Origin of the sequence: Vibrio sp. 10N.222.52.C3, assembly GCF_041474195.1 — a bacterium.
In the GTDB taxonomy this organism is placed as follows: Bacteria; Pseudomonadota; Gammaproteobacteria; order Enterobacterales; family Vibrionaceae; genus Vibrio; species Vibrio crassostreae_C.
Window position 1 is genome coordinate 20,788 of sequence record NZ_JBFRTQ010000028.1, and the last position, 26,203, is coordinate 46,990.

Genomic DNA, 26,203 nt, shown 5'->3' on the forward strand with positions numbered 1-26,203 from the left:
TATGTTGAATCTTCCTGCTGAATTTGAACAGTTCCACTGGATGGTAGACATGGTTCAAAACGTCGATATGGGGCTGGTGGTCATTAACCGTGACTTTCAGGTACAAGTTTGGAATGGCTTCATGACGCACCATAGCGGTAAGCAATCGCATGATGCGATCGGTAAGTCGATCTTTGAGTTATTCCCTGAAATTCCTGAAGAGTGGTTTAGGCTTAAAACAAAACCGGTTTATGACCTAGGCTGCCGTAGCTTCATAACGTGGCAACAAAGGCCTTATCTGTTTAAGTGCCGCAACGTGAGGCCAGTAACTCAGCAAGCCGACTTTATGTATCAGAACGTCACGCTTAACCCGATGCGTTCTCCAACTGGGCAAGTGACATCCTTGTTCTTGTCGATTCAAGATGCGACTGCTGAAGCTCTGATGTCTCAGAAAAAGGCTTGACGTACCTTAAGGTGAAAATTGAATCGCCTTATAAGAGCACTCTGAAAACCAAATAAAAATGGCCAAGGTTAATCCCCTTGGCCATTTTTGTATCTGATCCTGTAGTAATGAGTTCGAACTAAAGAAAGGCGTTCCGTGTTCGTTAACTTTAGTCGAGTTGTTGTTAGGCTCTATCAACAGCGGCTTGTATCCGCTGGGTTCTCATAAATAAGCGCATCTAACCTGCCATATTTTGTGGACTTTACCCCGCTCATCCAAGTTTCGAACGTGCTAATCGATCTTGCCTTTGTACTTTATAAATTTCAGGGCTAATGAAAGAGGGCTGAGATCGGCACTCGAAGCGAAAAAAGTCAGAAAAAAATGAAATTATTTAAGAAAAAACGCATTTTTTGATTCAAGAAAAGTGTGATTTTTATGTGATTAAAGGGCACTTTTTTCACAAATTTGCCTTATCGAAGATTTTTTCGCCGAATTTGCAAGGGAAACGTTTGCGCAATAAACCGACAGCGTTTGCGTGAATATGTTGTTAAGTTATTAATTACTATGAATTTAGTAGGAAATGACGGGCGGGAAGCTTTTACCAGATATGGAATCTTTGAGAGGATAGCACAAAAAAAAATGAAATATCAGACTTGCTGTTAGTAAATCACAGCCTATAATGCTGAAAACCGGAGCGTCTGCCAACGCTCCGGTTTTTTTGTGTCCGAAACTCAGTAAAGCGTCTGCCAACGCTTACCGAAAACGCACGACACGTAATATGATTACAGGACAAATTATCATGCGTATCGAACAAGAACTTAAGTTAGGTTTCAAAGATGTACTCTTCCGTCCGAAGCGTTCTACCCTTAAAAGCCGTTCTCAAGTTGAATTAACCCGCGATTTTACATTCAAGCATAGCGGTCGTCAATGGTCTGGTACTCCAGTAATTGCAGCGAACATGGATTCGGTAGCAAGCTTTGAAATGGCAGCTGCTCTAGCAGAGCACGGTGTTATGACTGCAGTACACAAGCACTACACAGTAGAGCAGTGGGCTGAGTTCGCAAAAACAGCAGACAAGAAAACGCTGAACAACGTATTTGTTTCAACAGGTACTTCTGAAGCTGAGTTTGAGAAAACTAAGCAAATCATGGCGCTTAGCGACGAATTCGTATTTATCTGTATTGATATCGCTAACGGCTACTCAGAGCACCTAGTTGAGTATGTACAAAAAGTACGTGCTGAATTCCCGACTAAAGTTATCTCTGCTGGTAACGTTGTAACGGGTGACATGGTTGAAGAGCTAATCCTAGCTGGCGCAGACATCGTTAAGGTTGGTATCGGCCCTGGTTCTGTTTGTACTACACGTGTTAAAACAGGCGTAGGTTACCCTCAACTTTCTGCAATCATCGAGTGTGGCGACGCAGCACACGGCCTTGGCGGCATGATCATCGGTGACGGTGGCTGTTCATGTGCGGGTGACGTATCTAAAGCGTTCGGCGGCGGTGCTGACTTCGTAATGCTAGGCGGCATGCTAGCAGGTCACTCTGAGTCAGGCGGCGAAGTTGTAGAGCAAGACGGTAAGCAATTCATGAAGTTCTATGGAATGTCGTCACAGTCGGCTATGGACAAGCACTCAGGTGGTGTTGCTAAGTACCGTGCTGCGGAAGGTAAAACTGTTTTACTTCCGTTCCGTGGTTCAGTTCACAACACAATTTCGGACATCCTTGGTGGTGTACGTTCAACTTGTACATACGTAGGCGCAGCAAAGCTTAAAGAGCTAACTAAGCGTACGACTTTCATCCGTGTACAAGAGCAAGAGAACAACGTATTCGGTAAAGAGTAATCTGAACGGATTCGAATAGTTTGAAAATCAAGAGCCGCTTTTTAGCGGCTCTTTTTTTACGTGAAATTGATAAAATCAATGTCATTAAACCTGCGCGCTAATAATCTGTCTAATTTTCAGAAGACGCTGGATTTAGAATGTGACTAACAGATTTAATGATCGCAGGAACTATGATGGTTATTAGTACTAACGTGAATAATGATGCCTCAAACCAGTGCCAACCTAATATACTTGTAGTATAAAAGTAAGCGCCTAAAGAGAGTGGTAGCGTCAAATTAAACACGATTAAGACGATTAACGCAACTCCTGCCCATACCATACCAAACTGATTCTCAAGTCCTGAAAAACCTATAGATAGCACGTACCAGATATTGTAACAAGTAAAGCACTAAGGCAGCCTGATCTCATTTTGTTGCCTAGAATATCAACGAAAAAAGCAAAACTATCAGAACGCCTAATTATTTGAATTAGCATTCAAAAATTAATATTACTTTCAAATGCTATTAGTCTTTGTAAAACTCATTTATCGTCTCTTTAGTTGATTGTCACATGATTGTTTTTTCATTTGGTATCTTGAAAATAAGTTTATGCTTTGTAGTCGAAGTTTAATTCATGCCTAACATATGCTTTACAAATTCGCTGCGATCCAGAGTAACTGATTCAGGACTTTTCCCCGGCACGACCGACAGAGACACCATCGGATGTCGGTAAGGGTTCTTACAATAGCTATATCAATAGTATTGATATTTTAACTAGTGTGGTATCAGTTAATAGAAACAATACTATTGATTTTTAGATAGCTCGCCCAGTAATGAGCTTTCGCTCCACATCGTTTACTTCATGCTGAATTATTCGTTGATTGGGAAATTCGAAGGAAACAGTGCTCGTTTTGCTTCTTCATCACGTTCGGTTTTAAACTCAATGCCTTTGCCGATTTCGCGAGCACGCAGTGCAGCAGGGCGAGTGTTGATTGCGTTAAACCAACGCTTCAAGTTCGGGTAAGGTTCTAGGCCTTCTTCACCAAGCACGACTGGTGCTTTGTCAATCCAACCCCATGCAGCGACATCGACAATGGTGTACTCATTTCCTACGATAAATTCACGACCTTCCATATGCTTCTCTAACACTTCGTAGTGACGTTGTGCTTCACGTAGGTATCGGTTCACAGCGTAGTCTAAGCCTGCTGGTGCAGCATGGCGGAAGTGTACCGATTGGCCTGAATATGGACCAAGGCCACTCGCGATAAACATCATCCAAGAGAGTAGTTCAGCTCTGTCTTCTGGCTGACCGCCAAGCTTGCCTGTTTTCTCTGAGAGATACAGAAGGATAGCGTTAGAGTCGAATACACGTTGTCCTTCATCTTCAATCGCAGGCGTTTTGCCATTTGGATTGATTAAACGATATTCCGGTGAATGCTGCTCACCCTTTAAGGTATCGACAGGAACAAGTTCAAAATCTAGGCCTGTCTCTTCCAAAAACAGAGCGATCTTCATTGGGTTTGGTGTTTGGTGAAAATAGAACTTAAGCATGGGGTAACTCCTTGTATTGGTCATTTATTAAAGCACCACTTGAACGATCGTTCAATGGTTGATTTTGAATTATTTGAAGATCTTCTGACTCGCATTCCAACTCTATGTGTTGAAGACCTCGTTATTTGAGCGAGGGGTAAAATCGCGCGATTCAGTGTGTTGGATTTTAAGTTGTTGAAAAAATGAGCTTAAAGTGGTTTTTTTGATTCGTTGCTTTATGCGGAGTTCGGATTTGTGATGGGTGGTTTTTGGCGGGATAGGGCGTATGAAATCCGCAGTCAGATATTCCAACAAAAACGTTGAGCACTGGTTCAAACCAGAATTATCTGGATGCACAGGCTTATTGGTAAGTTCAAAATCGTGATCTGCTGCCACACCTTATGCAACAAATGAATATAAACGTTAGAGATTAAGGTGTGCTTCACGGTTTTTTAATCTTGGCGGCTTACATTGGTGAGCAAATCTGATGTGAACACTTAACGACACAGGATCTTTTCATGAAAAAGAACATTATCGCCCTCGCTCTTGGTGGCATGCTGGCTTTTGGCGCAACACCTTATTCTTTTGCTGCTAACGACGGCGCAGTACAGGCTTCTGCGGATTACGCGCAGTTGGTGACTAAGCGACAAGTTGTCGACCAATTACTTCTTGATGCGTTGCAGGCGTTTAAGTCTCCGGCAAGAATTTCTCACGCGGGCTTTACGGCTAAAATGCCAAGCAACATGGAAATTGTGACTAACCGATTGTTAGAAGCTTACCAACTAGAACCTTACCGTACTGATTTGCTTATCTCGGCAGCGAACGCTCAGATCTACAACAAGAATGCAGAGCGCGCTCTTGAGCTGTTTGAGCAAGCGCTGACGGTTGCACCAGACGATGTTGATCTTCATGCTTACCTTGCGGTTTGGCAGCGATTTGAAGGCAATGAAAGTGAATCCAATAAGCACATGGAGAAACTGGAAAGCCTGAACAAAGGTAAAGCAGAAGACATCAAACGCATTTTTGCTACGGTCGACCGCGTGTTAGAAACACCGTTGAAAGAGTCTGCGGATAAAGGCTTGCTTGATCATCATGGCGCGATTGTCACTTTGGGCTATGCGCTTAATCCAGACGGCTCTATGCATCAAATTTTGATTGAGCGTCTTGAGACAACATTGGCGATGGCTAAGGCGAACTCAGATGCGATGATCGTGTTAACGGGTGGCGTGCCCAAGAACCACAAGACTGAAGGTAAGTTAATGGCGGATTGGCTTATCGAGAAAGGGGTAAGCAAAGATCGCATCATCGAAGAGAATTACGCGACCAGCACGGTAGGCAATGCCTTATTCAGTAGCTACGCACTTGCTCGCCATGATATTAAGCACGCGACCATTATTAGCTCGGCAAGCCATGTTCGTCGTGGTCAAACTCTGTTTGAAATCGCTAGCTGGCAAACCGGCCCTCAGGGCATTACTTTTGATACGGTTTCTTACCCAGACAAGCCACTCGCAGATCTTAAGAAGGCGAGTGATGGTGAGCTACTAGGTATCTACCGAGATGCGCTTAGAACCTATGGTATGTGGAGCTACCGCTCTTACCCATTAGAGTCTCGCTAGGCTTAGGGTTACTTCACAGTAGGCAAAGTATAAGTTGCTAGTACAATCGAGCACAGCTAGATGGTATGCTGTGCTCCTACTTAATTTAGTGTTTCAAAGGCAAAAAAATGAACCCGATTTTAGCAATGTTGAAAGAGAACAATATTAGCGACGAGCAGATCAGCGAGCTATTCAAGACGTTGACCGAGAACCCTCTTGCAGCAATGGCGACGATCAGCCAACTTGGCTTACCACAAGATAAACTTCAAATGCTGATGGGCCAGGTAATGCAAAACCCTGCGCTAATCAAAGAAGCAGTTGAAGAGCTTGGCCTAGATTTTTCTAAGGTTGAAGCCGCTAAAGAGCAACTTCAAAAATAAGCGAATTTGAATGAGCTAAGATCGAATTAGCTTAATCAAAATTCAATGAAAAGGTCGTTTAAGTTCAGCAACAGGCTGTCTTAACGGCCTTTTTTGATCTTGGTGGCGATTATTCACTTTGATCAAGTTGCTTTCAATCCCTGCTTCCCATTTTCTACTCAACGACTATTTCAACACAATTGACAGCACTTTTGCCAAACATGCGTTGCTACTGACAATTTACTTACTAGACTTAATTAACCTATGTGCGACTTGATATGTGCACCTTGATGAACAGTGTTTTTTGGATGAGGAATGCCCTGAATAGTAGGGATCATCAAACAATAGCGCTGTTTATTTATGGGTCACAACAAGAAAAAGAATAAGAGGGCACTCAAATAAGCCCTTTATTGAGCAGTGATTTTATAGGAAATGAGTTATGAAATATTTAAAGGAAACGGCTTTAGCTAGCCTTGTGTTGGCCGGGCTTGTTGGTTGTGGCGGAGACTCAGGATCATCAAGCAGTACGACACCCATTACCTTGAGTGTGAGTGATGCGCCCGTCGATGATGTTAAAGATGTGACGGTGACATTCAGCAAGGTAGCTTTACTTCCGATTCAGGGAGGTACAACGCTAGTGTATGACGTGTATAAAACGGACGAAAACGGTGATTACGTTGATGAAAATGGCGACCCGTTGCCAGATGGTGAGGATCCGATTCCATTAAGTGTCAATTTATTGGATTACCAAGGAAGCGATGCACTTCCTTTGATTGAAAACGAGGTAGTTCCAGTAGGTAGCTATAAACTATGTGTGTTTGCGAATGATGGCGATCACCCGACACATCCATCTTATGTTGTAGAAAACGATGACTCGATTCGTGAGTTAACGGTGAAAGGTAATGGCGCGTGCCCGCAAGGTGTTGGTAAAGAAGATAACGCTGGCGTGCTTTACTTTAATGATTCATTTAATGTGAACCAACAGAGTAACGATTTTGTTGTCGAGTTCGATCTTCGACGTGGCCTAAAGAACAGTTCGACTTTCCCTGATTACACTATTCAAAGAACGTCTGTAAGCCTTATCAATACGGTTGAGACAGGAAACATTGAAGGTACTGTTTCGAGTACCACTTTTGAAGCTTGTAACCCTACAAATGATAATACTTATGTTCAGTCGGTGTACTTGTATGAAGGTAATGTCGACAAAGCTGACATGGCGCCTATTGGCGGTTCCGATGAGGTGAAGCCGATTACTTCAGCATCAGTGGCAATGAATGAAGCACAGACTAACTATGAGTTCTCTCTGGGATTTATTGATCCAGGTACTTACTCATTGGGTTATACCTGTACCGCGCAACACGACAGTGATGAAGACAATGCTGATCCGGTTGCTGATGGTTTTGACATTTATGAAGTTCAAAATAGTGTTCAGGTAGTGGTTGGTCAGGATAACCAAGTATCGTTTTAAATCTTTGACGTGATTAAGCATTCGAATAAAAACGGCCTCTCATTTAGAGGCCGTTTTTGATCATGTCACCTAGTTAGCATGAATTTGATGATCATTGAGTGTGACTCTAGGGAAGTGATAATGTAACTTTGTATCTCTTACTTTAACCTAGCGAAATGTACTCCGGCGTTGCTCATGAAATCTAGCTTAAGCATTCGATCTTACACCAAGCAATTTAATACCCATGCTCATGATGACCATCATCAACTGGTATTGCCGATCCAAGGCAGTATTAATATCGAAATGGTGGGGTATGTCGGTAAAGTGGCGGTGGGCGAATGTGTGGTGATTCCGGTAACCACAGCACATGCGTTTAAAGCGGACGAAGCAGCGCGGTTTATTGTCGCGGATATGGCTGTGTTGCCTCAGCATTTGTTAGAGCACGAGCTCTCGGTTTTCACGATAACGCCACCTTTGATGAGCTTCTTGTTGTTTGTTGAGAAGCAGCTGGAATATCAGGTCGATAGCGGTATTGAGTCATCCATCTTGGATGTGTTTTCACTGCTGTTAGAGCAACAACAAGTGAGCAAGAGCATCGACCCAAGAATCCGCGCTGTACAAAGGCTGATAGCGGATAATTACACACAACCATTATCCATTTCGCAACTTGCAGAAACGGCTTGTTTGAGCCCCACTCAATTCAAAAAACGCTTCAAAGAATGTCTGGGTATCAGTGCGCTTAAATACATCACTCGATATCGTATGGAGAAAGCTCAAGCCTTGTTAACCCACACCGATTTACCGGTTCAATTGATTGCTGAAAATGTGGGCTATAGTGATGTATCTGCTTTCAGTCGTCGTTTCTCTCAGCACTTTGGCATGTCCCCAAGGGCGTTTCTAGGCTCAATGAAAGAGAGTCTTTAGAAACAACAATAGCGTCCTTTCGGCAAACTAATTTTCATCAATCTTCACTATTATCTATTTCAGAACTGAAAATTGGGTAATAGAAATGAATCTTGCCATCAATCGCGTTAACGAATTCCAAACGGGCACTTTAGCCATCTTGTTTGCTTCCATTTTATGGGGCACGACAGGCACCGTCGCAAGTTTTGCTCCTGATCTAAGCCCATTAGCAATTGGTGCTTTTTCTATGGGCGTCGGTGGCTTAATGCAAGCGGGCTTGGCGTATCGAAAAATCCTATTCGCTTTCGACAAGCTTTTGCAGAACAAGAAGCTGTTGGCAGTGAGTGCTTTGGCTTTGGCGGTCTATCCTTTAGCTTTCTATTCTTCAATGAAATTATCAGGTGTGGCGATTGGAACCGTGGTTTCGATTGCGACCGCACCTTTCTTTTCGGCACTGTTAGAGTGTCTGATTAGCAAAAAGAATAATATCAACAAACGTTGGCTCACTAGCTTTGCGATTGGTGTGGTGGGTATTGGGTTGTTGGTGTTTTCAGAATCTTCATCGACGAATGAATCCGGTGATGATCTCAAGCTGTTAGGTATTGCTTTAGGTTTGGTCGCGGGGTTGTGTTACGCCATTTATTCTTGGGCGACAAAAGCACTGATCGATAAAGGGATTAAGTCACAAGCGGCGATGGGCAGTATTTTTGGCCTCGGCGCGATGTTGTTGCTGCCAACGCTCTGGTTTACGGGTGAGAACCTGTTTTCCTCGCAGACTAACGTATTAGTCATCAGTTATCTGACGTTAATCCCACAATGCTTGGGCTATGTCGCGTTCAGTTTTGGTTTACGCCACGTGACTGCGAGCAGTGCCAATCTGCTGACCTTGTTCGAACCAGTAGTCGCAGCGGTGCTTGCCGTCTGTGTTGTCGGTGAGCTGATTCCTTTTATAGGTTGGCTAGGTATGTTTCTGATTGTGCTGTGCTTGTTGATACAGTCGAAGCCATCTAAAGGAACGTTATAAGTATTTGTTTTGTTGAGCCTAATTGAAGTTTATTCATGCGTAATTCTTATAATTGAATAAAATCAGTATCTCAGTTGTGAGAGTGCTGTTACTATCGCTATCAATAGTCGGGGGGCATATACCTTATTTGGTGTTTGCTGAGATCGTTAATCGAGACCCGTTGAACCTGATTCAGTTAACACTGGCGTAGGGAACTATAAGCACTCGATCTATGTCTGCACTCATGAAGACTTTTCATGAACCCAATGCGACTTCTCCTTCGATCGGTGTTCGTTCTCCTACGTCTTGTAAGATAGTAGGAGCGACAATGACACACAGTTTTATTTCAAAAGATTTAACGCCAAAAACCTCAGTTTCACAGTACTCTGCTGATGGTTCGATTCGCACGAACACTCCGATTGTATTGACGATCGCTGGCTCAGACAGCGGCGGAGGTGCCGGTATTCAAGCTGATATTAAAGCCATGTCTGCTACAGGTAGTTTTGCTTGTTCGGTAATTACCGCGATCACTTCCCAGAACACGCAAGGCGTTTCCGCCATTTTTCCTATTCCACTCGACCATGTCGCTAGCCAGTTAGATGCGGTTTTCACTGATCTGAATATCGTGGCTGTGAAAGTCGGCATGTTGGCCGATTCGCAAATCATCAAAGTCGTCGCGGACAAAATCAAACAATACCAACCTAAACACTTAGTGATTGACCCTGTAATGGTCGCGACAAGTGGTGACCTTCTCTTAGAAAACTCTGCTATTACGACGCTAAAGCAAGAACTGATTCCGTTGGCAGACATCATTACGCCTAACTTGCCGGAAGGCGCAGCACTAACGGGCAAAGCTGTACCTGAAAGCGAAGCCGAAATGCAGGATATGATTGAAGACCTGCGTGCACTAGGTGCTAAAGCCGTTCTTCTCAAAGGCGGTCATTTAGAGAAGGATGAGAACAGTAACGACTTACTGATTCTGCCAACCACGTCTGCTTTGATTAGTGCGAAGCGTTTTCCTACCAAAAACACCCACGGTACGGGTTGTACGCTTTCATCTGCTATTGCTTCTTTCTTAGCGCAAGGCAACACGCTGTCAGAGGCTGTTGAGCTAGGCAAACAATACATTTCGCGCGCGATTGGTCATGCTGATGAGTTGCAAGTCGGCCAAGGTCATGGGCCCGTAAATCACTTCTTCGCTGGGCACGGGAATGTCCGTTAATACGGTGGGTGTTCAGCTCAGCAATGCCTCTTTACGTTATAACGACAGTGAGCACGCAACCTTATCGGGATTGTCGCTTAGCTTAAACGCAGGTAAGTGGACGGTATTGCTAGGTCGAAGTGGCTGCGGAAAAACTACGGTATTGCGTTATCTGGCAGGCTTGCTGGACGACAAGGTGGAGTGGCAGGGCACATTGGTAACCTCTGATGAATTGCCATTAACGGATCGCATCGCTTACATGGCGCAGCAGGATTTGTTATTGCCATGGCTATCGGTCATCGACAATGTTTGCCTGAGTCATCGCTTTCAAAATCCAGCTTCTGATAAAGCAGTGCAAACCAATCAAGCACTCGAGTTGTTAGCTGCGGTTGGTTTGGCTGATTATGCGAATGCGATGCCGGATCAATTGTCTGGTGGTATGCGCCAGCGTGTTGCTTTGGCTCGAACCTTAATGCAAGACAAGCCAGTGGTGCTGATGGATGAACCGTTCTCTGCGCTGGATGCGGTAACAAGACACAAACTACAGAGCTTAGCGTGTGAACTGCTAAAAGGTAAAACCGTTGTGTTGATCACCCATGATCCACAAGAAGCAGTGCGCTTGGCGGATAATTTGTATGTGTTGCAAGGCACACCTGCGAACGCTCAGTCTTTATCTGTGCCCAACACGGCCACACCAAGAGTGTTAGATGGTGAATGTGCTGAGTTACAACAAGCGATCTTAGATCAGTTGGAGCGTGATTATGAATGATCTAACGCGAAGCGAAGCTGTGGCTCATTCAACCGACATACAGGCGAGCACTGAACGTCCTCGTCAGATGAATCCCGTTATGCGTTTGCTTATCAGCAGCGCCGTGATTCTCGGTTTATGGCAAATGGTGGTCGTTATCTTCGAGATGCCGAGCTTCATTCTGCCCACGCCAGCAGAAGTCTTTTTAAAGCTGATTGAACGTTACGATGTGTTACTCAAACACACATGGGTGACTGCGCAAGAGATCCTACTTGGCTTGTTACTCGGTTTGTCGATGGGGCTGTTTTTCGCCTTGCAGATGTTGATGTTCGAACCACTAAAACGCTGGCTGTTACCTATCTTAATTGCCAGCCAAGCGATTCCTGTGTTTGCGATTGCTCCAGTATTGATGTTGTGGCTTGGCTATGGCATCGCCTCAAAAGTGGTGATGGCGGCGATCATTATCTTCTTCCCTGTGACGACTTGTTGTTATGACGGCTTACGTAATACACCGACAGGCTATCTCGATCTTGCCAAGACGATGGGCGCATCGAAATGGCAATTGCTGCGTTATATCCAACTGCCTGCTGCGCTGCCAACACTGGCGTCTGGCATTCGCGTTGCGGTGGTAATTGCCCCAATTGGCGCGGTCGTTGGGGAGTGGGTGGGTTCGAGTGAAGGGCTGGGTTACCTAATGCTACAGGCCAACGCGCGAATGATCATTGATGAGATGTTTGCGGCCTTGTTTATCTTGGCGGTGCTGTCTATCTCGCTCTACTTCATCACAGACAAGTTACTCAAAAAAGCTATCCCTTGGGAGAACCAGTAATGGCTTGCTTAATAACACTTTGTTTAATAAGGCTTCGCTCAACACTATTTATCTCAACAAAACTTCGTTAAAAATTAGCTCGATACACACAATAATAATATTCAAAAGGAAAGGTTAACTATGAAAAATACCAAATTGGTAGGTGCAGTGGCACTGCTTGCTTCGTTAGTTTCAGGTCATGCTCTAGCGGACTCTGAACAAAAGAAACTGACATTGATGTTGGATTGGTTTGTGAACCCGAACCATGGTCCGATTGTGATCGCTCAAGAGCGTGGCTACTTCGCTGACCAAGGCTTAGAGGTTGAAATCCAAGAACCAGCAGACCCAAGCACGCCAGCGAAACTTGTCGCAGCAGGTAAGGTCGATTTAGCGGTAACTTACCAACCAAGTTTAACCATGGATGTGGCAGCGGGTCTTCCTTTAGTTCGTGCATCAACCCTTATCGCGACGCCACTAAACACACTAATGGTTCTGGATAACGGCAAGAACGATTCACTAGCGGATCTGAAAGGCAAGAAGATCGGTATTGCGATCGCAGGAAACGAAGAAGCGACTATTGGCACCATGCTAGCGCAAGAAAATGTTGCGTTTACAGACGTGCAAACCATCAATGTTGGTTGGGCACTTTCATCTTCATTGGCATCGGGCAAGGTAGATGCAATCTGGGGTGGCTTACGTAACTTCGAAACCAACCAGTTAGCCCTTGAAGGCTTTAAAGCAAAAGCGTTCTTCCCAGAAGAGCACGGTGTGCCAGCTTACGATGAGCTTATCTTTGTTGCGAACGCAAAGCAGCACGATGATGAAGCGATCAAAGCGTTCAACAAAGCATTGGAGCAAGCAACAACTTACATCGTGAACCACCCACAAGAGTCATGGAGCGAGTTTGTTGCGTATTCACCAGATACGTTGAATAACGAGCTTTACCAACGCGCATGGAATGACACACTGACTCGTTTTGCACTTCGCCCTTCAGCGGTTGATCTAAAACGTTACGACGATTACGCACAGTTCATGTTCGACAAAGGCATTATCAAATCACTACCCAAAGCCGCTGACTACGTACCGACTTTTGACTAAGGAATCTCATGAAATACCAAGACTTAATCCAAGCCTGTCAGCAAGATTGGCAAGACTACACCGAGCATGATTTTGTTAAAACGCTGGCGAATAGCACTCTTGCTCAGCCGTGTTTTCTGCACTATTTGAAGCAGGACTTTCTATTCTTGAAACAGTATGCCCGTGCTTATGCGTTGGCGATTTACAAGGCAAAAACACTGGCTGATATGCGTCGTGCACTGCCAAGTGTTCATGCTCTGCTAGATTCTGAAATCTCTCACCACGTGACTTACTGTGGTCAGTGGGGTTTAACCGAATCTGACCTAGAAAATGAGCCGGAAGATTTCGGTACAGTTGCTTACACGCGCTACGTTCTGGATGCAGGCATGACGGGTGATCTTGTCGACTTATATGCGGCACTGGCTCCGTGTTCCATTGGTTACGCTGTGATCGGTAAAGCGTTATTAGAAAGCAGCGATACTGTTTTAGAAGGCAACCCATACGCGAGCTGGCTTCAGCTTTACGGCGGAGAAGAGTTCCAATCTGGCGTGGCAACGGGCGCAGAATACTTCAATCAGCTGCTTGCTGAAATTGATATCAACAGCGAGCGCGGTCAGAACATCGTTCATATCTTCAAAACGGCAACGCGTATGGAAGTGGCTTTTTGGCAGCAAGGGCTGAATGCTCTTGATGATTCAACAGCGGCTTAAAAGCGACTTTCACGAATAAGGATTTACCCATGCTTACTGAACAAATTATTCAATCGCTACGCGCAGTACGAGAGCAAAAACCACTGGTTGTGAACATCACTAACTATGTAGTGATGAACAACACGGCCAACGCGTTATTGGCGATTGGCGCTTCGCCTATTATGGCGCACTCGCAACAAGAACTGGCAGAGATGATGTCTTTCTCTGGTGCTTTGGTGATTAACATCGGCACGCTCGACAGTGTTTGGACGCCAAGAATGTGTTTTGCTGTTGAGCAAGCGAACGCGAACAACAAGGTTGTGGTTCTTGACCCTGTGGGTTGTGGGGCAAGTACGTTGCGTACCGAGACTTCTCGTGAAATTGCACGCTTAGCCGATAAGTTGATCATTCGTGGTAACGCGTCTGAGATTATCGCGTTAGCGGGCGAACAAGCGCAGAGCAAAGGCGTTGATGCGTTGGATAGCAGTGATGCTGCATTAGGCGCTGCGCAATGCTTAGTGGCTGAATACGGCGCGAATGTAGTTATTTCTGGTGAGACGGATTACGTTGTCACGAAAGACAGTGTTGTGACGTTAAACAATGGCCACCCAATGATGCCGTATGTGACAGGCATGGGCTGTACTTTAACAGCATTGACGGGCGCATTTGCTGCTATTGGTGATGACAGTGGTTTGGCGGCAGCAGCGGTATTAGGTGTGGTTGGTGAAATCGCAGCTGAAAACTCACGCGGCCCGGGTAGCCTGCAAATGAACTTGCTTGATGAGTTGTACCAGTTAGATGAAGAGACTCTGATTCAACGATTGAAGATTCAGTAGGGTTAACCGAACTCTAAGCCACAAGCCTAACTTAAATCTCTTTAGATAAAGAAAAGCCCCCGACACTTATGTGCTGGGGGCTTTTTATTATTGCTTTGGAACTGTGTCAGCTGTGTATAGACTGGCTGGCTAGGTTCTAAATCGGTTAACTTGGCTCTCTAGGTGATGAGCAACCTCGGTTAAGTCGCTCGCTGCACCTGAAATGCTGCTTACCGACTCTTGGTTGCTTTGAGCAATAGTGTTTGCACCTTGCGCGTTTTCACCCAGTGATTTGGTAAGACGATCCTGCTCATCAACGGATACTGCAATTTGGCTGTTGGCTTGGTTCAGATCTTGGATGTGTTGATTAATCACATGTAAGTTCTGAGAAGCTTGCTGCGCCTGCGTTGAAGCGTCTGAAACCGTGCTGTGACTCTCTTTGATCGACTCTAACGCATCTTTAGCGCCACGTTGTAGCGAGGTAATGAGTTCATCAATTTGGCTTGCTGAGTCTTGAGTTCGTTTAGCGAGCGTTCTCACTTCATCGGCTACCACGGCAAATCCACGACCTTGTTCACCCGCACGAGCGGCTTCAATGGCAGCGTTCAATGCCAATAGGTTAGTTTGCTCAGAAACGCCTTTGATTACTTCAAGAATGGCACCAATGTTCATCGACTCTTTGTGTAGGTCAGTCACTTTCTGGCTGCTGACCTGCATGCTTTCATCGGCGCTGCCAATTTCATGCAGTGTTTTGTCTACTTCTTTGAGTCCCATCGCCACATTCTCGGTTGCTTGGTTAGCAACTTGAGACGCGTGGTTAGCACTTGCAGCAATTTCTGATGTGCTGGAAGCCAATTGATCAACGGCAGAAGAGATATTTATCATCTCGCTATTCAATTGTGTTGCGTTGGTCGAGCTGTTATTGGTCACTTGATTGAGTGACTCCGACATCTCACCAATACGCACGCTAGAACGGTTCACTTGGCCAACAATATCGCGCAGAGATTCAATGGTGATCTCCATATTAGTCAGCAGTTCGCCAATCTCATTTTTGCTCTCAATGTTCACTTCCACATTCAGGTTGCCCTGAGAAAGCTCGTTGGTGATCTGTTTAACTTGTGCGATGCCTTTAGTAATAGAGCGAGTCACCAACACGGCGCTCGTCATGCCAATAACTAAAGCCACACCCGTCAGCAATATGATGATTTGAATCGAGCGCTTTTCGCTGGCTTGCAGTTCTGGTGTTAATGCTTGTTTCTGTTGTTCTAGAATGCTCTGAGCATCAGCTACCGAAATCGCTAAGCTGTCACCAATAGAGGCGAGGGTAGCGGTTCTTTGCGTGTTCTCAATCATCTGTTGATGAACTTGCTCAAAGCCCTTCGCGTACGCTTCCCGTTGGTTAGAGAAATCTTCAATCAATTCACTTTGATAAGGAGATGATTTAAGAGACTCAATATCGCCCTCGATACCTGGCAGAGCATATTCAAAGATGTCTTTACCGGCTTCGTAGGTTTTGAGGTCGTTGTTGTTCGAGTAACTCAGTACAGTGATCTTGGCGGCGAGGAAGTTCTCCATCAACATGCCCGCATATAAGCTCGCGTTTGGATCGTTGTTGTTGTAAGACTCATACAACAAGCTCTGCGCGGCTTTTAGTGCGTTAGTTTCTCGTGTGACCATCTCCACGTTCACTAACTGGTCAATGAGCAGTTGGCTCTGTTTCATTGATCCATAAGCCGCATCAAAAGCTGCAACGCTGTCTTGCACTAATTGCAGGCTCGACAAGCTATCAGTATTGGTGGTGGTTTGGATTAAGTTGTTCAGCAGTTCATCAATCGCAAGTTTGCTCGATTGATAATTCGCTTCGTATTGATCATCCAATGACTCTAAGTAACGTTCAGAAGCTAAACGCATCTGAAGAAAGTGCACTTGAATGTTGCCTGACAATGTCGCCTTGTGGCTGAGTTCACTGTACTGGCTAAAGCCGTTCGACAAGGTTTGAATACCTTTGTAACTCACAAGGCCTGAAATGACGAAAAAGAGCAAGCAGATGGCATAACCCAGCTTGATCTTGAGCGCTATAGAAAGGTGGCGCATAACTATCCCTATATTTACCTGATTCCTTCATAGGGGAGTATTTCATAAAACAGCATTCTGGGCATGCTAAAGCGAATAGTTTGTGTAATAAGTAACGCTTTTGTTAGAAAAATCGGGTTTTTCGACATGCTTTCAACGAGTTGCGTATTTGATGGCGCGTATGTCATTGAGCTAATTTAGTATTAACTTCCATGCACATGATGCGATTTGTCGGTAAAATGGTGCAACGCCAATTTTAGACATCGACTCCAAAGGTACGAAATGAACCCTTATAAGCTCTATTTAGTAACGGATGACCAACAAGATTTAGAAACGCTTAAGTTCGTGGTTGAACAAGCGGTTGCGGGTGGCGTTACTATGGTCCAAGTAAGAGAAAAACATGGGGACGTAAGAGCCTTCATTGAACGAGCACAAGCGGTTAAGTCGATTTTAGCTGGCTCAGGTGTTCCGCTGATCATCAATGACCGAGTGGACGTTGCATTGACTGTCGACGCCGATGGTTTGCATCTGGGGCAATCGGATATGCCTGCAGAGTTAGCACGCAAGCTGATTGGCGCGGATAAAATTCTTGGGTTATCGATTGAGACGGAGCAGCAGCTGCAAGAAGCCGATAGCTTGCCGATTGATTACATTGGGCTCAGTGCGCTTTTTGACACACCGACCAAGACGAATCTAAAGAAACACTGGGGTTATGAAGGCATTCAAATGGCTTTGGAAACAACGAAGTTGCCAATTGTGGGTATCGGTGGAATCAACGAATCGAACATTCCGCAGTTGGTTCAGACAGGTATTCATGGATTGGCCTTGGTGTCAGCGATATGTCACGCTGAAAGCCCAAAACAAGCGACGCAGGATTTGCTATCTCTAATGGGAGAGTGAAGAGGGAGTAGATACTAGAAAACAAATGAGGTTGGTCATCTGTTCTCTAGTTAAAGCACAAACAGGGAGTCGTGCTAGGTGTGCTTATCGATAGAGCATTTAAGGTGCTCTATCTAACACATCGTTTGGCTATTGAATGCAAAGAGCAACCGTACCGATGACCATAAGAACGATCGCAGCGTACCAACCGTATTGTGCGGTTTTATCAGCAACAAACACCTTAATGTAGTTGATCTCTTCATGCGCCATCGCAATAAAGTCTGTGTAGTTAATCGACAACTCACGGCTAGCTTCTTTCAGGTCTTGTTGAAGCTTGTTGAAAGACTCATCGATGAAGCCTTTTGTTTCCGACGCAGACGGAGTAGCAGTTAACGCTAGGCTGTTCCAAACCGCCATACGCGATTCATATTCACTTTCACTGACACAATTAAGTACGCGTAAATCATACTCTCGTTTGTTACGCTCTTTACCCATTTTCTCAGGGCAAATGTTTCTTAAAACGTTCACGACAAATTTTCCAAAAGGTTCATTTAGATATAAAAAAGCACTCGAAGAGCACTCATAAACTGGGGCGAATTAAATTCAAAAAGTGATCTATTTGAAACCGACATAAGCAACAGCAAGGCTGAGCGCTTATCTGGGAGATTTGAAGTTGGGTCAGTGGTGTTAAAGAGCGATTTGGGCCTGTCTATATTCGTTTGAAAAGACAAACCCGTTGGGATCGCATAGTAGTTATGTCACTTTGGGACATCAACTAGGGTGTTTTATCCACACGACAAAGATATTTATCGGCAAGATAAGCAGAAATGAGGTAGCGGTGGTGTGTTCCATGCCGATATTGAATCTCAATTGACGATGTTTTGAAAATGGAGATGTTTTGTAAACAGGGGAGGCTAGTTGGCTTGCCATTGATTGTACTGCAGTGAGTGCCCCTTAAGCTGCTCAATAAGGCTGGTGAGAACTGGGCCGTTGATGTGGCTGCGAGACACCAAACATCCCACTGGAGTAATCCAACCACCATGCTCGTGCGAAACAGGCAACGACACAAGGTCGCCTTTTTGAATGCCTTCCATCACCATCATCTCGGGCACATTAGCCCAACCCACGTTCTGTTCAACGAGATCAACAATGGTCTTGTGGTTGTTGGCGTACCAAAGCATCGAGCTAATACCGTAGGTGAACCACAGTTCGCGTTGTTTTGAGCTGCGATGCACACATTGGCGATAGCGCTTTAGGTCTGAGTCTTGTACAACGGACATGCGACTCAGTTCGTGAGTGGCAGAGCTAACAGTTAGGAAACGCGCTTGGCCCAGCAAAAAGAAATCCATATCGACCTTCAGTTCGCCATCCGCGTAGATGATGCCAATCTGTGCATTTCCTCGTCTTACTAGGTCTTCAACATCAAAGGTTGAGGTGGTAATGATATCGAAGTGTGTGATTGGAAATTGATCGGCGAGTGAGCTGATTATCTTAATGAAGTTCTTATCTATGATGCTTTCATCAACCGCAATGATCAGTTCGTGCTCATCTTCTTGGGTCAGCGATTCTACTTTTTGATCGAAGTACTTTTGCTGGTCAAGAACGGACTTAGCCACAGGCAATAACGCTTTACCTTTGCTGGTTAAAACGGGGATGTTTTTCTCTCGGTTAAACAGCTCTTGGTCAATGGCAATTTCGAGGTTGGCTATCGATTGGCTTACCCCAGACTGAGCTCGTTTCAGTTTGCGAGCGGCGGCAGAGAAAGAGCCACTTTCACACACCGTGACGAAGACTTTTAGTTGCTCAAAACTGTACATGTTATCTCTCGCTCAATACAAAATGGGGTACTTATACTTAAGCTATCACTAAACGTGATGGCTGTTAACTTTCTCTTATTGTTTTCGGTGACATAATTTCGGTAAGTCCACCATGTTATAAATTGCTATAGGAATGTATGAGTACGTTAGAGAGAGTTTTCCACTCGGTGTTGTTTGAAGTATTGGCCGTCACACTGTCAATTATAGGTTTAGCGATATTTACTGATCACGATGTGAATGCCTTATCAGGAACCATGATAGTTGTTGCGACTATCGCGATGATTTGGAACTACTGTTTTAACCGTATTTTTGATCGTTATTTCACGGGTGAAAAATCAAAGCGTTCGCTCAAATTACGTGTTTTTCATGTCGTGCTATTTGAGGCTGGCTTGTTGATCGCGACAATCCCTGTGATGGCATACTTACTTAACGTGGGGTTATGGCAAGCATTTTTGATGGACATCGGCGTGACCATTTTTATTACCATTTACGCGTTTGTGTTTAATCTGATTTATGACCATGTTCGAGCATTCTGGGTACGCAGAGGGGAGCTAGCCGTTCAGTAATCTACCAAGTCAGTAAACACGAGCTTGGCCATTAACCGTTTGTTTATTCGTTATTTTGACGGAGATATTCGGTTAGTAGGCCTAGGTAACCCGGCACTGGTTGGCATTCAAAGTGGCGGTCTCGAATCTTTTCAATCTCTTCCGCTTAATAGTTAGTGTAACCCTATGCACTTATTGTTCGATATGTAATTTGAATTTGTATGTGTCGTAAAAAGGTAAATATCTTAGTGGAAACTTAGCCATCATAGTCATTCGCCCATCACTAGAGCAGACTATGAATAAGTTAAGTTTTGACCGAAAAATGCCGCTATACGTGGTGTCTACACTTGCCCTTAATATGGCAGTTAGCTTGTGGTTATTGAGTATGGCTTCTTCGGCAGTCATGGATTTTTCTGTGTGCGCGTTGTTTTTGCTCAGCACCCTCATTACTGCACGCCTATATCGACATGAAATGGCTCAAAGCAAGAATAACTTGTCGGAAGCGATCATTGATGGTGTCGCAGGTTTTATTGTCCTCGATAGTCAATTGAGGGTCATACAAGTGAATCAACAATTCTCTCGGGTTTCAGGTTATGCCTTTGACCAAGTCGAATCTCGTCCGATTTCTGATCTCTGTTTTATGAATAACAGCAGCCTAATCACGACCATTACTCGCTCACTGAAGGAAAACCAGAGATGGAAAGGTGAGTTGAGTGGCGTCAGTCGACTTGGTGAGCAGTTTACCGTAAACGTTGTGGTGGAAAAGCTAACTGAAATTCTGCCGCACAATAACAAGTACGTGGTGACCTTTACGGATATTAGCCGACGCAAGATATTGGAGCGTCGATTAAGAATGCTGGTGGAAACGGATTCACTGACAGGGTGCTGGAATCGACGCCGCTTTGATAACGACTTAAAACATTATTCTAACCTGGCAGAGCGTTATGGTTACACACATTCCTGTTTGGCGTTAGTGCATGTGTTTTTCCCTGAGCCTAAATCGGCGTTCTCTGGCTTCGCTGCTGCGCCACTCGAAAAGAAACAGCGTTGGTATGCGGCCTTTAGAGCGATGATTATCTCCTATCCAGTGGTGTGTTTTTTCTTTATTTTTCAAATACCTGAAGCTTTGCTGACAATGATGTTCATTGCGTTGTTATCGTTGATGATTACGTCAGAGAAGTCGATAAAGTTGAGCGCTTTTCTGGTGATAAGTAACGGTATCGGGGGATTGCTGGCGATTGCTGCTTTTTCAATTCTTTCTATAGTACCCAACATTGTATTCTATTCTTTGTTTATAGGACTTATTGCCATTCTTATGGCTACCAAGATCTACACGGTTCCCGAAAAAGCACCTATTTTCGCCACTGCATTTAGTACGTTGCTCGTACTGGTTGGTAGCACGTTGATGAGCTCCGGTGACATCGATAGCAACACTCTTATACGCATATTCCAATTAGTGTTAATTGGCATATATATGATTTTGGCTTCTCTATTCCTAGAAACACGGAATTGGAAGTTTCTACAAAATCAGCCTTAATTTTGTCTAACAAGGACGTCTCATGAAGTTAACCGATGATTTTTCAAAACAGGCGATAGACGCTGCCATCAAGATCGCAGCGATTGCCATGCTCGTGTATTGGTGTTTTTCGATTTTGCGCCCATTCATTCTTCTGGTGATATGGGGTGCGATCATTGCGACTGCGTTGTATCCAGTGGCGGTCGCAATTTCAAATAAAACCGGGATGTCGAAAGGTAAAGCCAGTGCATTGCTGAGCTTTATTGGTGTGATTCTTCTATTTATTCCTTTGGCGGCGCTTTCTTCTGGTATCTACACCAGCGCGACTGACCTGATGACAGGGCTTCAAGATGGCACATTGTCATTGCCTAAACCGAAGGAGTCTTTGCAAGATATTCCATTAATAGGGGAAAAGGTTTATTCAACCTTGGTTGCAGCCTCCAACAATATTGAAGGCACTTTCATAAAGTATGCAGATGAAGTTAAACAGTTCGCGACGAAAGCCGCTTCTGTTCTTGGCTCTCTAGGTGGCGGCTTTATTCAGTTCATTATCTCTACCATCATTGCGGGTGCATTCATGAGTAATGCCGATAAATGCAAAACCGGCGTGACTCACTTAGTGGCGCGTTTAACGGGTGGTAAAGGTGAAGAGTTGGTAGAGCTCTCTAAATCGACCGTGCGAAGCGTTGTGCAAGGTGTGATTGGTGTGGCTGTGATTCAATCCATGATGTCGGCAATCGGTTTGGTGATTGCAGGCGTTCCAGCAGCTGCGTTTTGGGCGCTAGCTGTGCTGCTCATTGCGATAATCCAACTTCCACCGATTCTCGCTCTATTGCCGGCGATCATCTACATGTTCAGCGTTGAATCGACACTGGCGGCGAGCTTGTTCTTAGTGTGGTGTATTTTGGTGAGCGGCAGTGACGCTATCTTAAAGCCAGTATTGCTGAGCCGTGGCTCTCACATTCCAATGTTGGTAATTCTATTGGGTGCACTGGGCGGAATGGCGATGTCAGGCATCGTCGGTCTGTTTGTCGGTGCTGTGATACTGAGTTTAAGCTATGAGCTGATGATGGCGTGGCTTGGACTTGAAGAGAAAAACCAACAAGAAACTGAGAAAAAACCTGCAGAGGTCGAGGGAAAATAGATGAAGCCAGTCTCTAAAGACGACAACTTCTACTTCTTATTCTATGCACTGTTGGTGTTGTTTCTTGGTTGCGCGGTGATGCAGCAGTTTTATCCGCAAGGCCAGAAAACAATCCTATTTCTTATCATTATTACGTTGGCGAGTTCAATTGCCGGTATTCATAAAGAGCGAGCCTTGTATCGCTCTTGGTATGGGCTGTTATTGATTACGGCGCTCGTGTCTGGCGTGTTTTCATTTTTGGAAGGCTATAACCTGTCGATAGTGACGCTATCGGCGTTGGCTGTGTTCTTGTTTTCACACATTTACTCGGCGTTGAAGCAGGTGATGAAAGCCAAAACGGTGACACCCAATCACATCATCGGCTCCATCTGTATTTACTTGTTGCTAGGGTTTGCTTGGTCGACCATCTACTTGTTAATTTTAGAGATCTTTCCTAATGCCTTTAACGGGTTAGAAGAGCAAGTCTGGCTGACGAACTTGTTTAATGCGATGTACTTTAGCTTTATCACCTTGACTACGGTTGGTTACGGCGACATATCACCAGCTCTGCCTATTGCTCAATTCTTTGTGTTTATGGAATCCATTATCGGCAGCTTTTACTTAGCTATCATGGTGGCGAGTTTGGTGAGCATTCGACTTGCACAGTCTCAGTCCCAATAGAGCATTTACAAATAATAGAGCACATACAAACAAGCCCGGCAATCGCCGGGCTTGTTCTATTTTATGAGCTCAAAAGTCTCTTTAAGTTTGAACTCTGTGTGGGCGATGAACCTTAAGCTTCAGTGCCTTGAATCTTCTCTAATTCAGCGATAGTTGTTTGCGATACAAGCTGACCATCCATGTAATAGGTAACGTTTTGACCGTCTTTGATGCCCGTTAGAGTCGCTGTTTCACCAGATGTATAGACGATGTCCATTTGAATCGTGTTTTCGTCGATCTTAATCATCTCACCCGTTTCAATGGTGCGATTGTTAGAAATTGGGCCGACAGGGGCTTCTTTCAGGCTTGGGTCCAGCTCATCGTTCACTTTGAAGTGCGTGTCTGTTTTTGTATCAAATACGTGTGGTGAACCGCTGATAGGGTTTTTACCTGTCCAGAATTCAAGTGAGTTGAATACCACATAGTCTGCTGCGGTAGTAATACCGTATACAGGCGCTAATAAGAAGTTTACACCTGCACGGGCATAGCGGTTATCGACAACTTCAACGTTAAATTTCATCACTTTCCCTGTTATGGCGTTGCTGCCGATACAACCAGTTAGCGCAGAAGTCAAAACCGTTAGTCCTACAATTTTAAGTGCAATCTTTTTCATTTTAGTACCTGTATAAGTTAGAAGTCTGTTTCGTTGGAACAGGTGTAGTATGGTTTTTATTCGATGGTCAGTTTTACCATTTAGCGCCACTGACGATATAAAATGCACTCGGACTTTTGGCATCAAGCTAGGTATAAAACTGGGCACAAAAAAAGCGCGACCTAATAGGGCGCGCTTTGGGGTATTTAGATAAGTCGTAATGAAAACAACGACTCCCATATAGAATTACTTCATCACGTAGGTATAAGCCGATACGACAAGCCAGCGGAAAAATCGAAATAAAAGGGTAGTGGCTTTAAAGGCAAACTTGGCAATGGATACCATTGCTTCTGAACCAATGCTCACGCACTTATGCAAATCGGATTCTTTGTATTCTGAATAGGTCATCTGTTTTCTCATTTCTCGCGCTTGTCTTTCATATGTAAGTAACGACTCCTGTCTGGCGATATCCCCTGAGCGCGTAATGTACGAACTTTCACCGGTAGGGATTTACCATTTCATGCCATATGGATTAATAACTAGGCAAAAGGTAAAGAGTTGGGTGAATTTAACGGCATAGCGAGGTGTAACTGTTCAAGTTACCGAAAAAACGAGGGTAATAGTGGTATGATCGCGGGCTCAGCACCATAAGTGATAAAGAATAGGAAACAGAATGACTCACCTTACCGAACAGCAAGAAGCTGCAATGGCGACGTTTAAGGAAAACTTACACCTTCCAAACGGTGGTTTTCATAAACTGATTATCGAGCTAAGTAAGGAGTATCAGTTGCCTTTCCAAAAGGTGCGTGCGGTTTTAAAGAAAGCTCAAAAAGACGTTGAACGACAAATACGAGAAGACTTTACCAGCGTTGATGACACAGTACTGAGCCAAGCGAATTGGGTAAATATCATTAAGTCGAAGCTTGTTGAGTTAGCGGAAGAAAACCAAACGGTTATGGATAAGCTGCAACAAAACCTGAAGTATCAAAAAGTGTTGTCGGCAACCGAGGGTTCAATCGCAAGCGAAGACGAACGTGACGAGTTGATTGAAGAGTTGATTCAAGCTTATGAGAAAGAGGTGTTCAAACCGTTACTGGCGATGTTGCATACAACGAAGCTGTATTGGAAGTTAATGCTGGTGGATGAGACATGTAAGATGAATGAGGAGAATCGTGAGAAGTTCAGTGATTACCCTCAACACATGCAAGCTGCAGAACACTTATATACTCTTGATCAGAAGTTAAGGTCGATGCCGTTAACTTATTAGTCCATGAATGCACTGATAATGACGCATTGGTGATTTAGAGTTTGATATAAGTTGGTTTCAATAGAAGTACGATAACCTAGCTAGCGTTAGCCGCGTGTGAAATGCAAAAAGGGCTAGGTTTCAGATCTGTTTTACTTCTACTCTATTTTGTTCTGCTAGAGCGAATTGAGGGTGACATCTTTTACATCTTTGGGACTAGATGGTGTTTCTTTTGTAGCCTTTGGGAAATGCTATAGGAGTGTGAAATGTCCTAGGGTGTTTCCGTTGCCTGAAACGATAGTTCCGATGCTTTCTCGTTCATTAAATTCAAAGTCGATGAGATAGCTGTGATGTTGTAGCTTGGGCAATATGTGGCGGTGGAGTATATCGCTATTGAGCTGTCGAATCTCGGTGACCCATGAAATCTCTTCTTTGTGTAAATCTATTTTAATCTTGAGCATTTATTACCTTTTAGTTTATTGACTGTTTTTTCGCGTGATAGTTGGTACCAATGGGTTTGTCGTGTTGTTCTGCGTGACATAACTGTGCCTTGTGTTTATTACATTTGTATTTAAGTGCTCGATCTATTCTGACTTCGCTGACAAAAGAGCAAATGACGATAGATCGGTAGTAGGATCGAATTTAAAAGCTATTGAATGACTATCTGGGTGAAAGCTGACGCAGAGATGGTGTAACGAGGGAATCGAGAACTGTCTATGTGGAACTTGGACTTACTTTAGCATTAACAGCTCTATAGATTAGAGCCAGGTGGCGAACTATACGCCTAGTTTTCAAAATTACAACCCTATTTTCAATTAAATTCAAAAATATTTTTGGGTGATTTACCATCGGTTACTGAAGGTTAAATGAGCGAAGGTCAGGGATTTGACCATGATATCTGACTGAGTCTTGGCTTTTCAGCTGTTCGTATTCGTTGTCATTAGTGGGTTTAATTGATCAGCTAATTTGGTGATGATTAAGTCTCTGTTGTATATGATCTTTACATTGTAAATTACAATCCATGATTTTGGGGTTCAGCGTTGTAATTACAGGGTTTTTGGGTGCTTTCCCCATCTGTTTTTTTCTTCAGGTTGATGAGTATTTTCCTCTTCGCGTCTTTTTGATATTTCTGATTCCTAATACCTCTCCTGACTACGCAAAATATGAATACTCACTTTTACATTTCTGAATAATAAAGTTGTTGTATCGCCAATTTAGTGCAAATATAATTGATAATAGTTCTCACTTGCGTTACAAGTTTGTTGTCAATCCAAT

General features: G+C 44.2%; 25 protein-coding genes, 2 pseudogenes and 1 riboswitch. Of the genes and pseudogenes, 20 read left to right on the top strand and 7 right to left on the bottom strand.

Going from position 1 to position 26,203, the window contains the following annotated elements:
- The first annotated feature begins 1 nt into the window (after position 1).
- Both AB4517_RS04955 and AB4517_RS04960 read left to right on the top strand, forming a co-directional pair.
- Positions 2 to 442 carry a PAS domain-containing protein gene (locus tag AB4517_RS04955; protein WP_017062430.1) on the top strand — a complete coding sequence of 147 codons (441 nt, stop codon included), beginning with the start codon at positions 2 to 4 and terminating at the stop codon, positions 440 to 442.
- Between the two features lie 778 nt (positions 443 to 1,220).
- Positions 1,221 to 2,264, top strand: coding sequence for a GMP reductase (locus tag AB4517_RS04960; RefSeq protein WP_017062429.1), 1,044 nt, complete (start codon positions 1,221 to 1,223; stop codon positions 2,262 to 2,264).
- Between the two features lie 848 nt (positions 2,265 to 3,112).
- Here the strand turns inward: AB4517_RS04960 and AB4517_RS04965 are convergent.
- Positions 3,113 to 3,793 carry a glutathione S-transferase family protein gene (locus AB4517_RS04965; RefSeq protein ID WP_017061920.1) on the bottom strand — a complete coding sequence of 227 codons (681 nt, stop codon included), beginning with the start codon at positions 3,791 to 3,793 and terminating at the stop codon, positions 3,113 to 3,115.
- 497 nt (positions 3,794 to 4,290) lie between these two features.
- On the opposite strand from AB4517_RS04965, the gene AB4517_RS04970 reads away from it, so the two are divergent.
- From AB4517_RS04970 to thiM, 11 genes are all read left to right on the top strand, one after another.
- Entirely contained in the window at positions 4,291 to 5,388 is a 1,098-nt protein-coding gene (locus AB4517_RS04970) for an ElyC/SanA/YdcF family protein (RefSeq protein ID WP_372147979.1), read from the top strand.
- Positions 5,389 to 5,495: 107 nt separating this feature from the next.
- Complete coding sequence (locus AB4517_RS04975) at positions 5,496 to 5,747, top strand: DUF2999 family protein (protein WP_004731647.1); 252 nt, start codon at positions 5,496 to 5,498, stop codon at positions 5,745 to 5,747.
- 418 nt (positions 5,748 to 6,165) lie between these two features.
- Positions 6,166 to 7,194, top strand: a complete 1,029-nt coding sequence (locus AB4517_RS04980; protein WP_136974469.1) for a DUF4382 domain-containing protein — start codon at positions 6,166 to 6,168, stop codon at positions 7,192 to 7,194.
- 174 nt (positions 7,195 to 7,368) lie between these two features.
- Positions 7,369 to 8,097 (top strand): helix-turn-helix domain-containing protein, encoded by a 729-nt coding sequence (locus AB4517_RS04985; RefSeq protein ID WP_372147980.1) that lies wholly within the window; start codon positions 7,369 to 7,371, stop codon positions 8,095 to 8,097.
- A gap of 85 nt (positions 8,098 to 8,182) precedes the next feature.
- Complete coding sequence (locus AB4517_RS04990; RefSeq protein ID WP_372056903.1) at positions 8,183 to 9,100, top strand: DMT family transporter; 918 nt, start codon at positions 8,183 to 8,185, stop codon at positions 9,098 to 9,100.
- A 98-nt stretch (positions 9,101 to 9,198) separates the two neighbouring features.
- Positions 9,199 to 9,310: riboswitch (TPP riboswitch) on the top strand.
- A gap of 97 nt (positions 9,311 to 9,407) precedes the next feature.
- Complete coding sequence (gene thiD, locus AB4517_RS04995) at positions 9,408 to 10,301, top strand: bifunctional hydroxymethylpyrimidine kinase/phosphomethylpyrimidine kinase (RefSeq protein ID WP_372147981.1); 894 nt, start codon at positions 9,408 to 9,410, stop codon at positions 10,299 to 10,301.
- On the top strand, positions 10,291 to 11,049 hold the full coding sequence (locus tag AB4517_RS05000; protein ID WP_372056899.1) for an ABC transporter ATP-binding protein: 759 nt from the start codon (positions 10,291 to 10,293) through the stop codon (positions 11,047 to 11,049). The genes thiD and AB4517_RS05000 overlap by 11 nt, the downstream gene beginning before the upstream one ends.
- Positions 11,042 to 11,857 carry an ABC transporter permease gene (locus AB4517_RS05005; protein WP_372147982.1) on the top strand — a complete coding sequence of 272 codons (816 nt, stop codon included), beginning with the start codon at positions 11,042 to 11,044 and terminating at the stop codon, positions 11,855 to 11,857. Before AB4517_RS05000 ends, AB4517_RS05005 begins: the two co-directional genes overlap by 8 nt.
- A gap of 120 nt (positions 11,858 to 11,977) precedes the next feature.
- A complete protein-coding gene (locus AB4517_RS05010) occupies positions 11,978 to 12,934 on the top strand; it encodes an ABC transporter substrate-binding protein (RefSeq protein WP_372147983.1) in 957 nt (318 codons plus the stop codon).
- An 8-nt stretch (positions 12,935 to 12,942) separates the two neighbouring features.
- The gene (gene tenA / locus AB4517_RS05015) at positions 12,943 to 13,623 is read left to right on the top strand and encodes a thiaminase II (RefSeq protein ID WP_372056895.1); all 681 of its coding nucleotides are present in this window, start codon (positions 12,943 to 12,945) and stop codon (positions 13,621 to 13,623) included.
- A 29-nt stretch (positions 13,624 to 13,652) separates the two neighbouring features.
- Complete coding sequence (thiM, locus tag AB4517_RS05020) at positions 13,653 to 14,438, top strand: hydroxyethylthiazole kinase (RefSeq protein ID WP_136982617.1); 786 nt, start codon at positions 13,653 to 13,655, stop codon at positions 14,436 to 14,438.
- Positions 14,439 to 14,567: 129 nt separating this feature from the next.
- Here the strand turns inward: thiM and AB4517_RS05025 are convergent, their stop codons facing one another.
- Positions 14,568 to 16,511, bottom strand: coding sequence for a methyl-accepting chemotaxis protein (locus AB4517_RS05025; RefSeq protein WP_102428987.1), 1,944 nt, complete (start codon positions 16,509 to 16,511; stop codon positions 14,568 to 14,570).
- A gap of 261 nt (positions 16,512 to 16,772) precedes the next feature.
- Between AB4517_RS05025 and thiE the strand changes: the two genes are divergently transcribed.
- A complete protein-coding gene (gene thiE / locus AB4517_RS05030) occupies positions 16,773 to 17,390 on the top strand; it encodes a thiamine phosphate synthase (RefSeq protein WP_372147984.1) in 618 nt (205 codons plus the stop codon).
- A 129-nt stretch (positions 17,391 to 17,519) separates the two neighbouring features.
- Here the strand turns inward: thiE and AB4517_RS05035 are convergent, their stop codons facing one another.
- Entirely contained in the window at positions 17,520 to 17,864 is a 345-nt protein-coding gene (locus AB4517_RS05035) for a hypothetical protein (protein ID WP_017064409.1), read from the bottom strand.
- Positions 17,865 to 18,283: 419 nt separating this feature from the next.
- Positions 18,284 to 19,186: a LysR family transcriptional regulator gene (locus AB4517_RS05040; protein WP_372147985.1), complete on the bottom strand. Its 903-nt coding sequence runs from the start codon at positions 19,184 to 19,186 to the stop codon at positions 18,284 to 18,286.
- A gap of 137 nt (positions 19,187 to 19,323) precedes the next feature.
- On the opposite strand from AB4517_RS05040, the gene AB4517_RS05045 reads away from it, so the two are divergent.
- The 5 genes and pseudogenes from AB4517_RS05045 (at position 19,324) to AB4517_RS05065 (ending at position 23,051) form a co-directional block, all read left to right on the top strand.
- Positions 19,324 to 19,752 (top strand): PACE efflux transporter, encoded by a 429-nt coding sequence (locus tag AB4517_RS05045; RefSeq protein ID WP_017066716.1) that lies wholly within the window; start codon positions 19,324 to 19,326, stop codon positions 19,750 to 19,752.
- Between the two features lie 274 nt (positions 19,753 to 20,026).
- Positions 20,027 to 20,707, top strand: a pseudogene (locus tag AB4517_RS05050) (PAS domain S-box protein); the annotation flags it as partial.
- Positions 20,702 to 21,268 (top strand): annotated as a pseudogene (locus AB4517_RS05055) (hypothetical protein); the annotation flags it as partial. The pseudogenes AB4517_RS05050 and AB4517_RS05055, both read left to right, overlap by 6 nt.
- A gap of 22 nt (positions 21,269 to 21,290) precedes the next feature.
- The gene (locus AB4517_RS05060) at positions 21,291 to 22,391 is read left to right on the top strand and encodes an AI-2E family transporter (RefSeq protein WP_017061901.1); all 1,101 of its coding nucleotides are present in this window, start codon (positions 21,291 to 21,293) and stop codon (positions 22,389 to 22,391) included.
- Positions 22,392 to 23,051, top strand: coding sequence for a potassium channel family protein (locus AB4517_RS05065; RefSeq protein ID WP_017061900.1), 660 nt, complete (start codon positions 22,392 to 22,394; stop codon positions 23,049 to 23,051).
- A 112-nt stretch (positions 23,052 to 23,163) separates the two neighbouring features.
- Here AB4517_RS05065 and AB4517_RS05070 read toward each other — a convergent pair whose 3' ends face one another.
- Both AB4517_RS05070 and AB4517_RS05075 read right to left on the bottom strand, forming a co-directional pair.
- Positions 23,164 to 23,703: a DUF3332 domain-containing protein gene (locus AB4517_RS05070; RefSeq protein WP_372147986.1), complete on the bottom strand. Its 540-nt coding sequence runs from the start codon at positions 23,701 to 23,703 to the stop codon at positions 23,164 to 23,166.
- Positions 23,704 to 23,928: 225 nt separating this feature from the next.
- Positions 23,929 to 24,090 carry a hypothetical protein gene (locus AB4517_RS05075; protein WP_170962358.1) on the bottom strand — a complete coding sequence of 54 codons (162 nt, stop codon included), beginning with the start codon at positions 24,088 to 24,090 and terminating at the stop codon, positions 23,929 to 23,931.
- Between the two features lie 265 nt (positions 24,091 to 24,355).
- Here AB4517_RS05075 and AB4517_RS05080 point away from each other — a divergent pair, with 265 nt between their 5' ends.
- Positions 24,356 to 24,949 (top strand): hypothetical protein, encoded by a 594-nt coding sequence (locus tag AB4517_RS05080; protein WP_050648160.1) that lies wholly within the window; start codon positions 24,356 to 24,358, stop codon positions 24,947 to 24,949.
- A 230-nt stretch (positions 24,950 to 25,179) separates the two neighbouring features.
- Here AB4517_RS05080 and AB4517_RS05085 read toward each other — a convergent pair whose 3' ends face one another.
- The gene (locus AB4517_RS05085) at positions 25,180 to 25,389 is read right to left on the bottom strand and encodes a hypothetical protein (RefSeq protein WP_004731601.1); all 210 of its coding nucleotides are present in this window, start codon (positions 25,387 to 25,389) and stop codon (positions 25,180 to 25,182) included.
- Between the last annotated feature and the right edge of the window lie 814 nt (positions 25,390 to 26,203).

Bases quoted from the DNA above. Each gene is read 5' to 3' on its own strand.
- thiE (WP_372147984.1), top strand. From the start codon at position 16,773: ATGAACCCTTATAAGCTCTATTTAGTAACGGATGACCAACAAGATTTA.
- AB4517_RS05025 (WP_102428987.1), bottom strand. From the start codon at position 16,511: ATGCGCCACCTTTCTATAGCGCTCAAGATCAAGCTGGGTTATGCCATC.
- tenA (WP_372056895.1), top strand. From the start codon at position 12,943: ATGAAATACCAAGACTTAATCCAAGCCTGTCAGCAAGATTGGCAAGAC.
- AB4517_RS04965 (WP_017061920.1), bottom strand. From the start codon at position 3,793: ATGCTTAAGTTCTATTTTCACCAAACACCAAACCCAATGAAGATCGCT.
- AB4517_RS04970 (WP_372147979.1), top strand. From the start codon at position 4,291: ATGAAAAAGAACATTATCGCCCTCGCTCTTGGTGGCATGCTGGCTTTT.
- AB4517_RS05060 (WP_017061901.1), top strand. From the start codon at position 21,291: ATGAAGTTAACCGATGATTTTTCAAAACAGGCGATAGACGCTGCCATC.
- AB4517_RS05065 (WP_017061900.1), top strand. From the start codon at position 22,392: ATGAAGCCAGTCTCTAAAGACGACAACTTCTACTTCTTATTCTATGCA.
- AB4517_RS05010 (WP_372147983.1), top strand. From the start codon at position 11,978: ATGAAAAATACCAAATTGGTAGGTGCAGTGGCACTGCTTGCTTCGTTA.
- AB4517_RS04980 (WP_136974469.1), top strand. From the start codon at position 6,166: ATGAAATATTTAAAGGAAACGGCTTTAGCTAGCCTTGTGTTGGCCGGG.
- AB4517_RS05000 (WP_372056899.1), top strand. From the start codon at position 10,291: ATGTCCGTTAATACGGTGGGTGTTCAGCTCAGCAATGCCTCTTTACGT.
- AB4517_RS05045 (WP_017066716.1), top strand. From the start codon at position 19,324: ATGAGTACGTTAGAGAGAGTTTTCCACTCGGTGTTGTTTGAAGTATTG.
- AB4517_RS05040 (WP_372147985.1), bottom strand. From the start codon at position 19,186: ATGTACAGTTTTGAGCAACTAAAAGTCTTCGTCACGGTGTGTGAAAGT.
- AB4517_RS04990 (WP_372056903.1), top strand. From the start codon at position 8,183: ATGAATCTTGCCATCAATCGCGTTAACGAATTCCAAACGGGCACTTTA.
- AB4517_RS04955 (WP_017062430.1), top strand. From the start codon at position 2: ATGTTGAATCTTCCTGCTGAATTTGAACAGTTCCACTGGATGGTAGAC.
- AB4517_RS05080 (WP_050648160.1), top strand. From the start codon at position 24,356: ATGACTCACCTTACCGAACAGCAAGAAGCTGCAATGGCGACGTTTAAG.
- AB4517_RS04975 (WP_004731647.1), top strand. From the start codon at position 5,496: ATGAACCCGATTTTAGCAATGTTGAAAGAGAACAATATTAGCGACGAG.
- AB4517_RS04960 (WP_017062429.1), top strand. From the start codon at position 1,221: ATGCGTATCGAACAAGAACTTAAGTTAGGTTTCAAAGATGTACTCTTC.
- AB4517_RS05005 (WP_372147982.1), top strand. From the start codon at position 11,042: ATGAATGATCTAACGCGAAGCGAAGCTGTGGCTCATTCAACCGACATA.
- thiD (WP_372147981.1), top strand. From the start codon at position 9,408: ATGACACACAGTTTTATTTCAAAAGATTTAACGCCAAAAACCTCAGTT.
- AB4517_RS04985 (WP_372147980.1), top strand. From the start codon at position 7,369: ATGAAATCTAGCTTAAGCATTCGATCTTACACCAAGCAATTTAATACC.
- AB4517_RS05035 (WP_017064409.1), bottom strand. From the start codon at position 17,864: ATGGGTAAAGAGCGTAACAAACGAGAGTATGATTTACGCGTACTTAAT.
- AB4517_RS05085 (WP_004731601.1), bottom strand. From the start codon at position 25,389: ATGCTCAAGATTAAAATAGATTTACACAAAGAAGAGATTTCATGGGTC.
- AB4517_RS05070 (WP_372147986.1), bottom strand. From the start codon at position 23,703: ATGAAAAAGATTGCACTTAAAATTGTAGGACTAACGGTTTTGACTTCT.
- thiM (WP_136982617.1), top strand. From the start codon at position 13,653: ATGCTTACTGAACAAATTATTCAATCGCTACGCGCAGTACGAGAGCAA.
- AB4517_RS05075 (WP_170962358.1), bottom strand. From the start codon at position 24,090: ATGACCTATTCAGAATACAAAGAATCCGATTTGCATAAGTGCGTGAGC.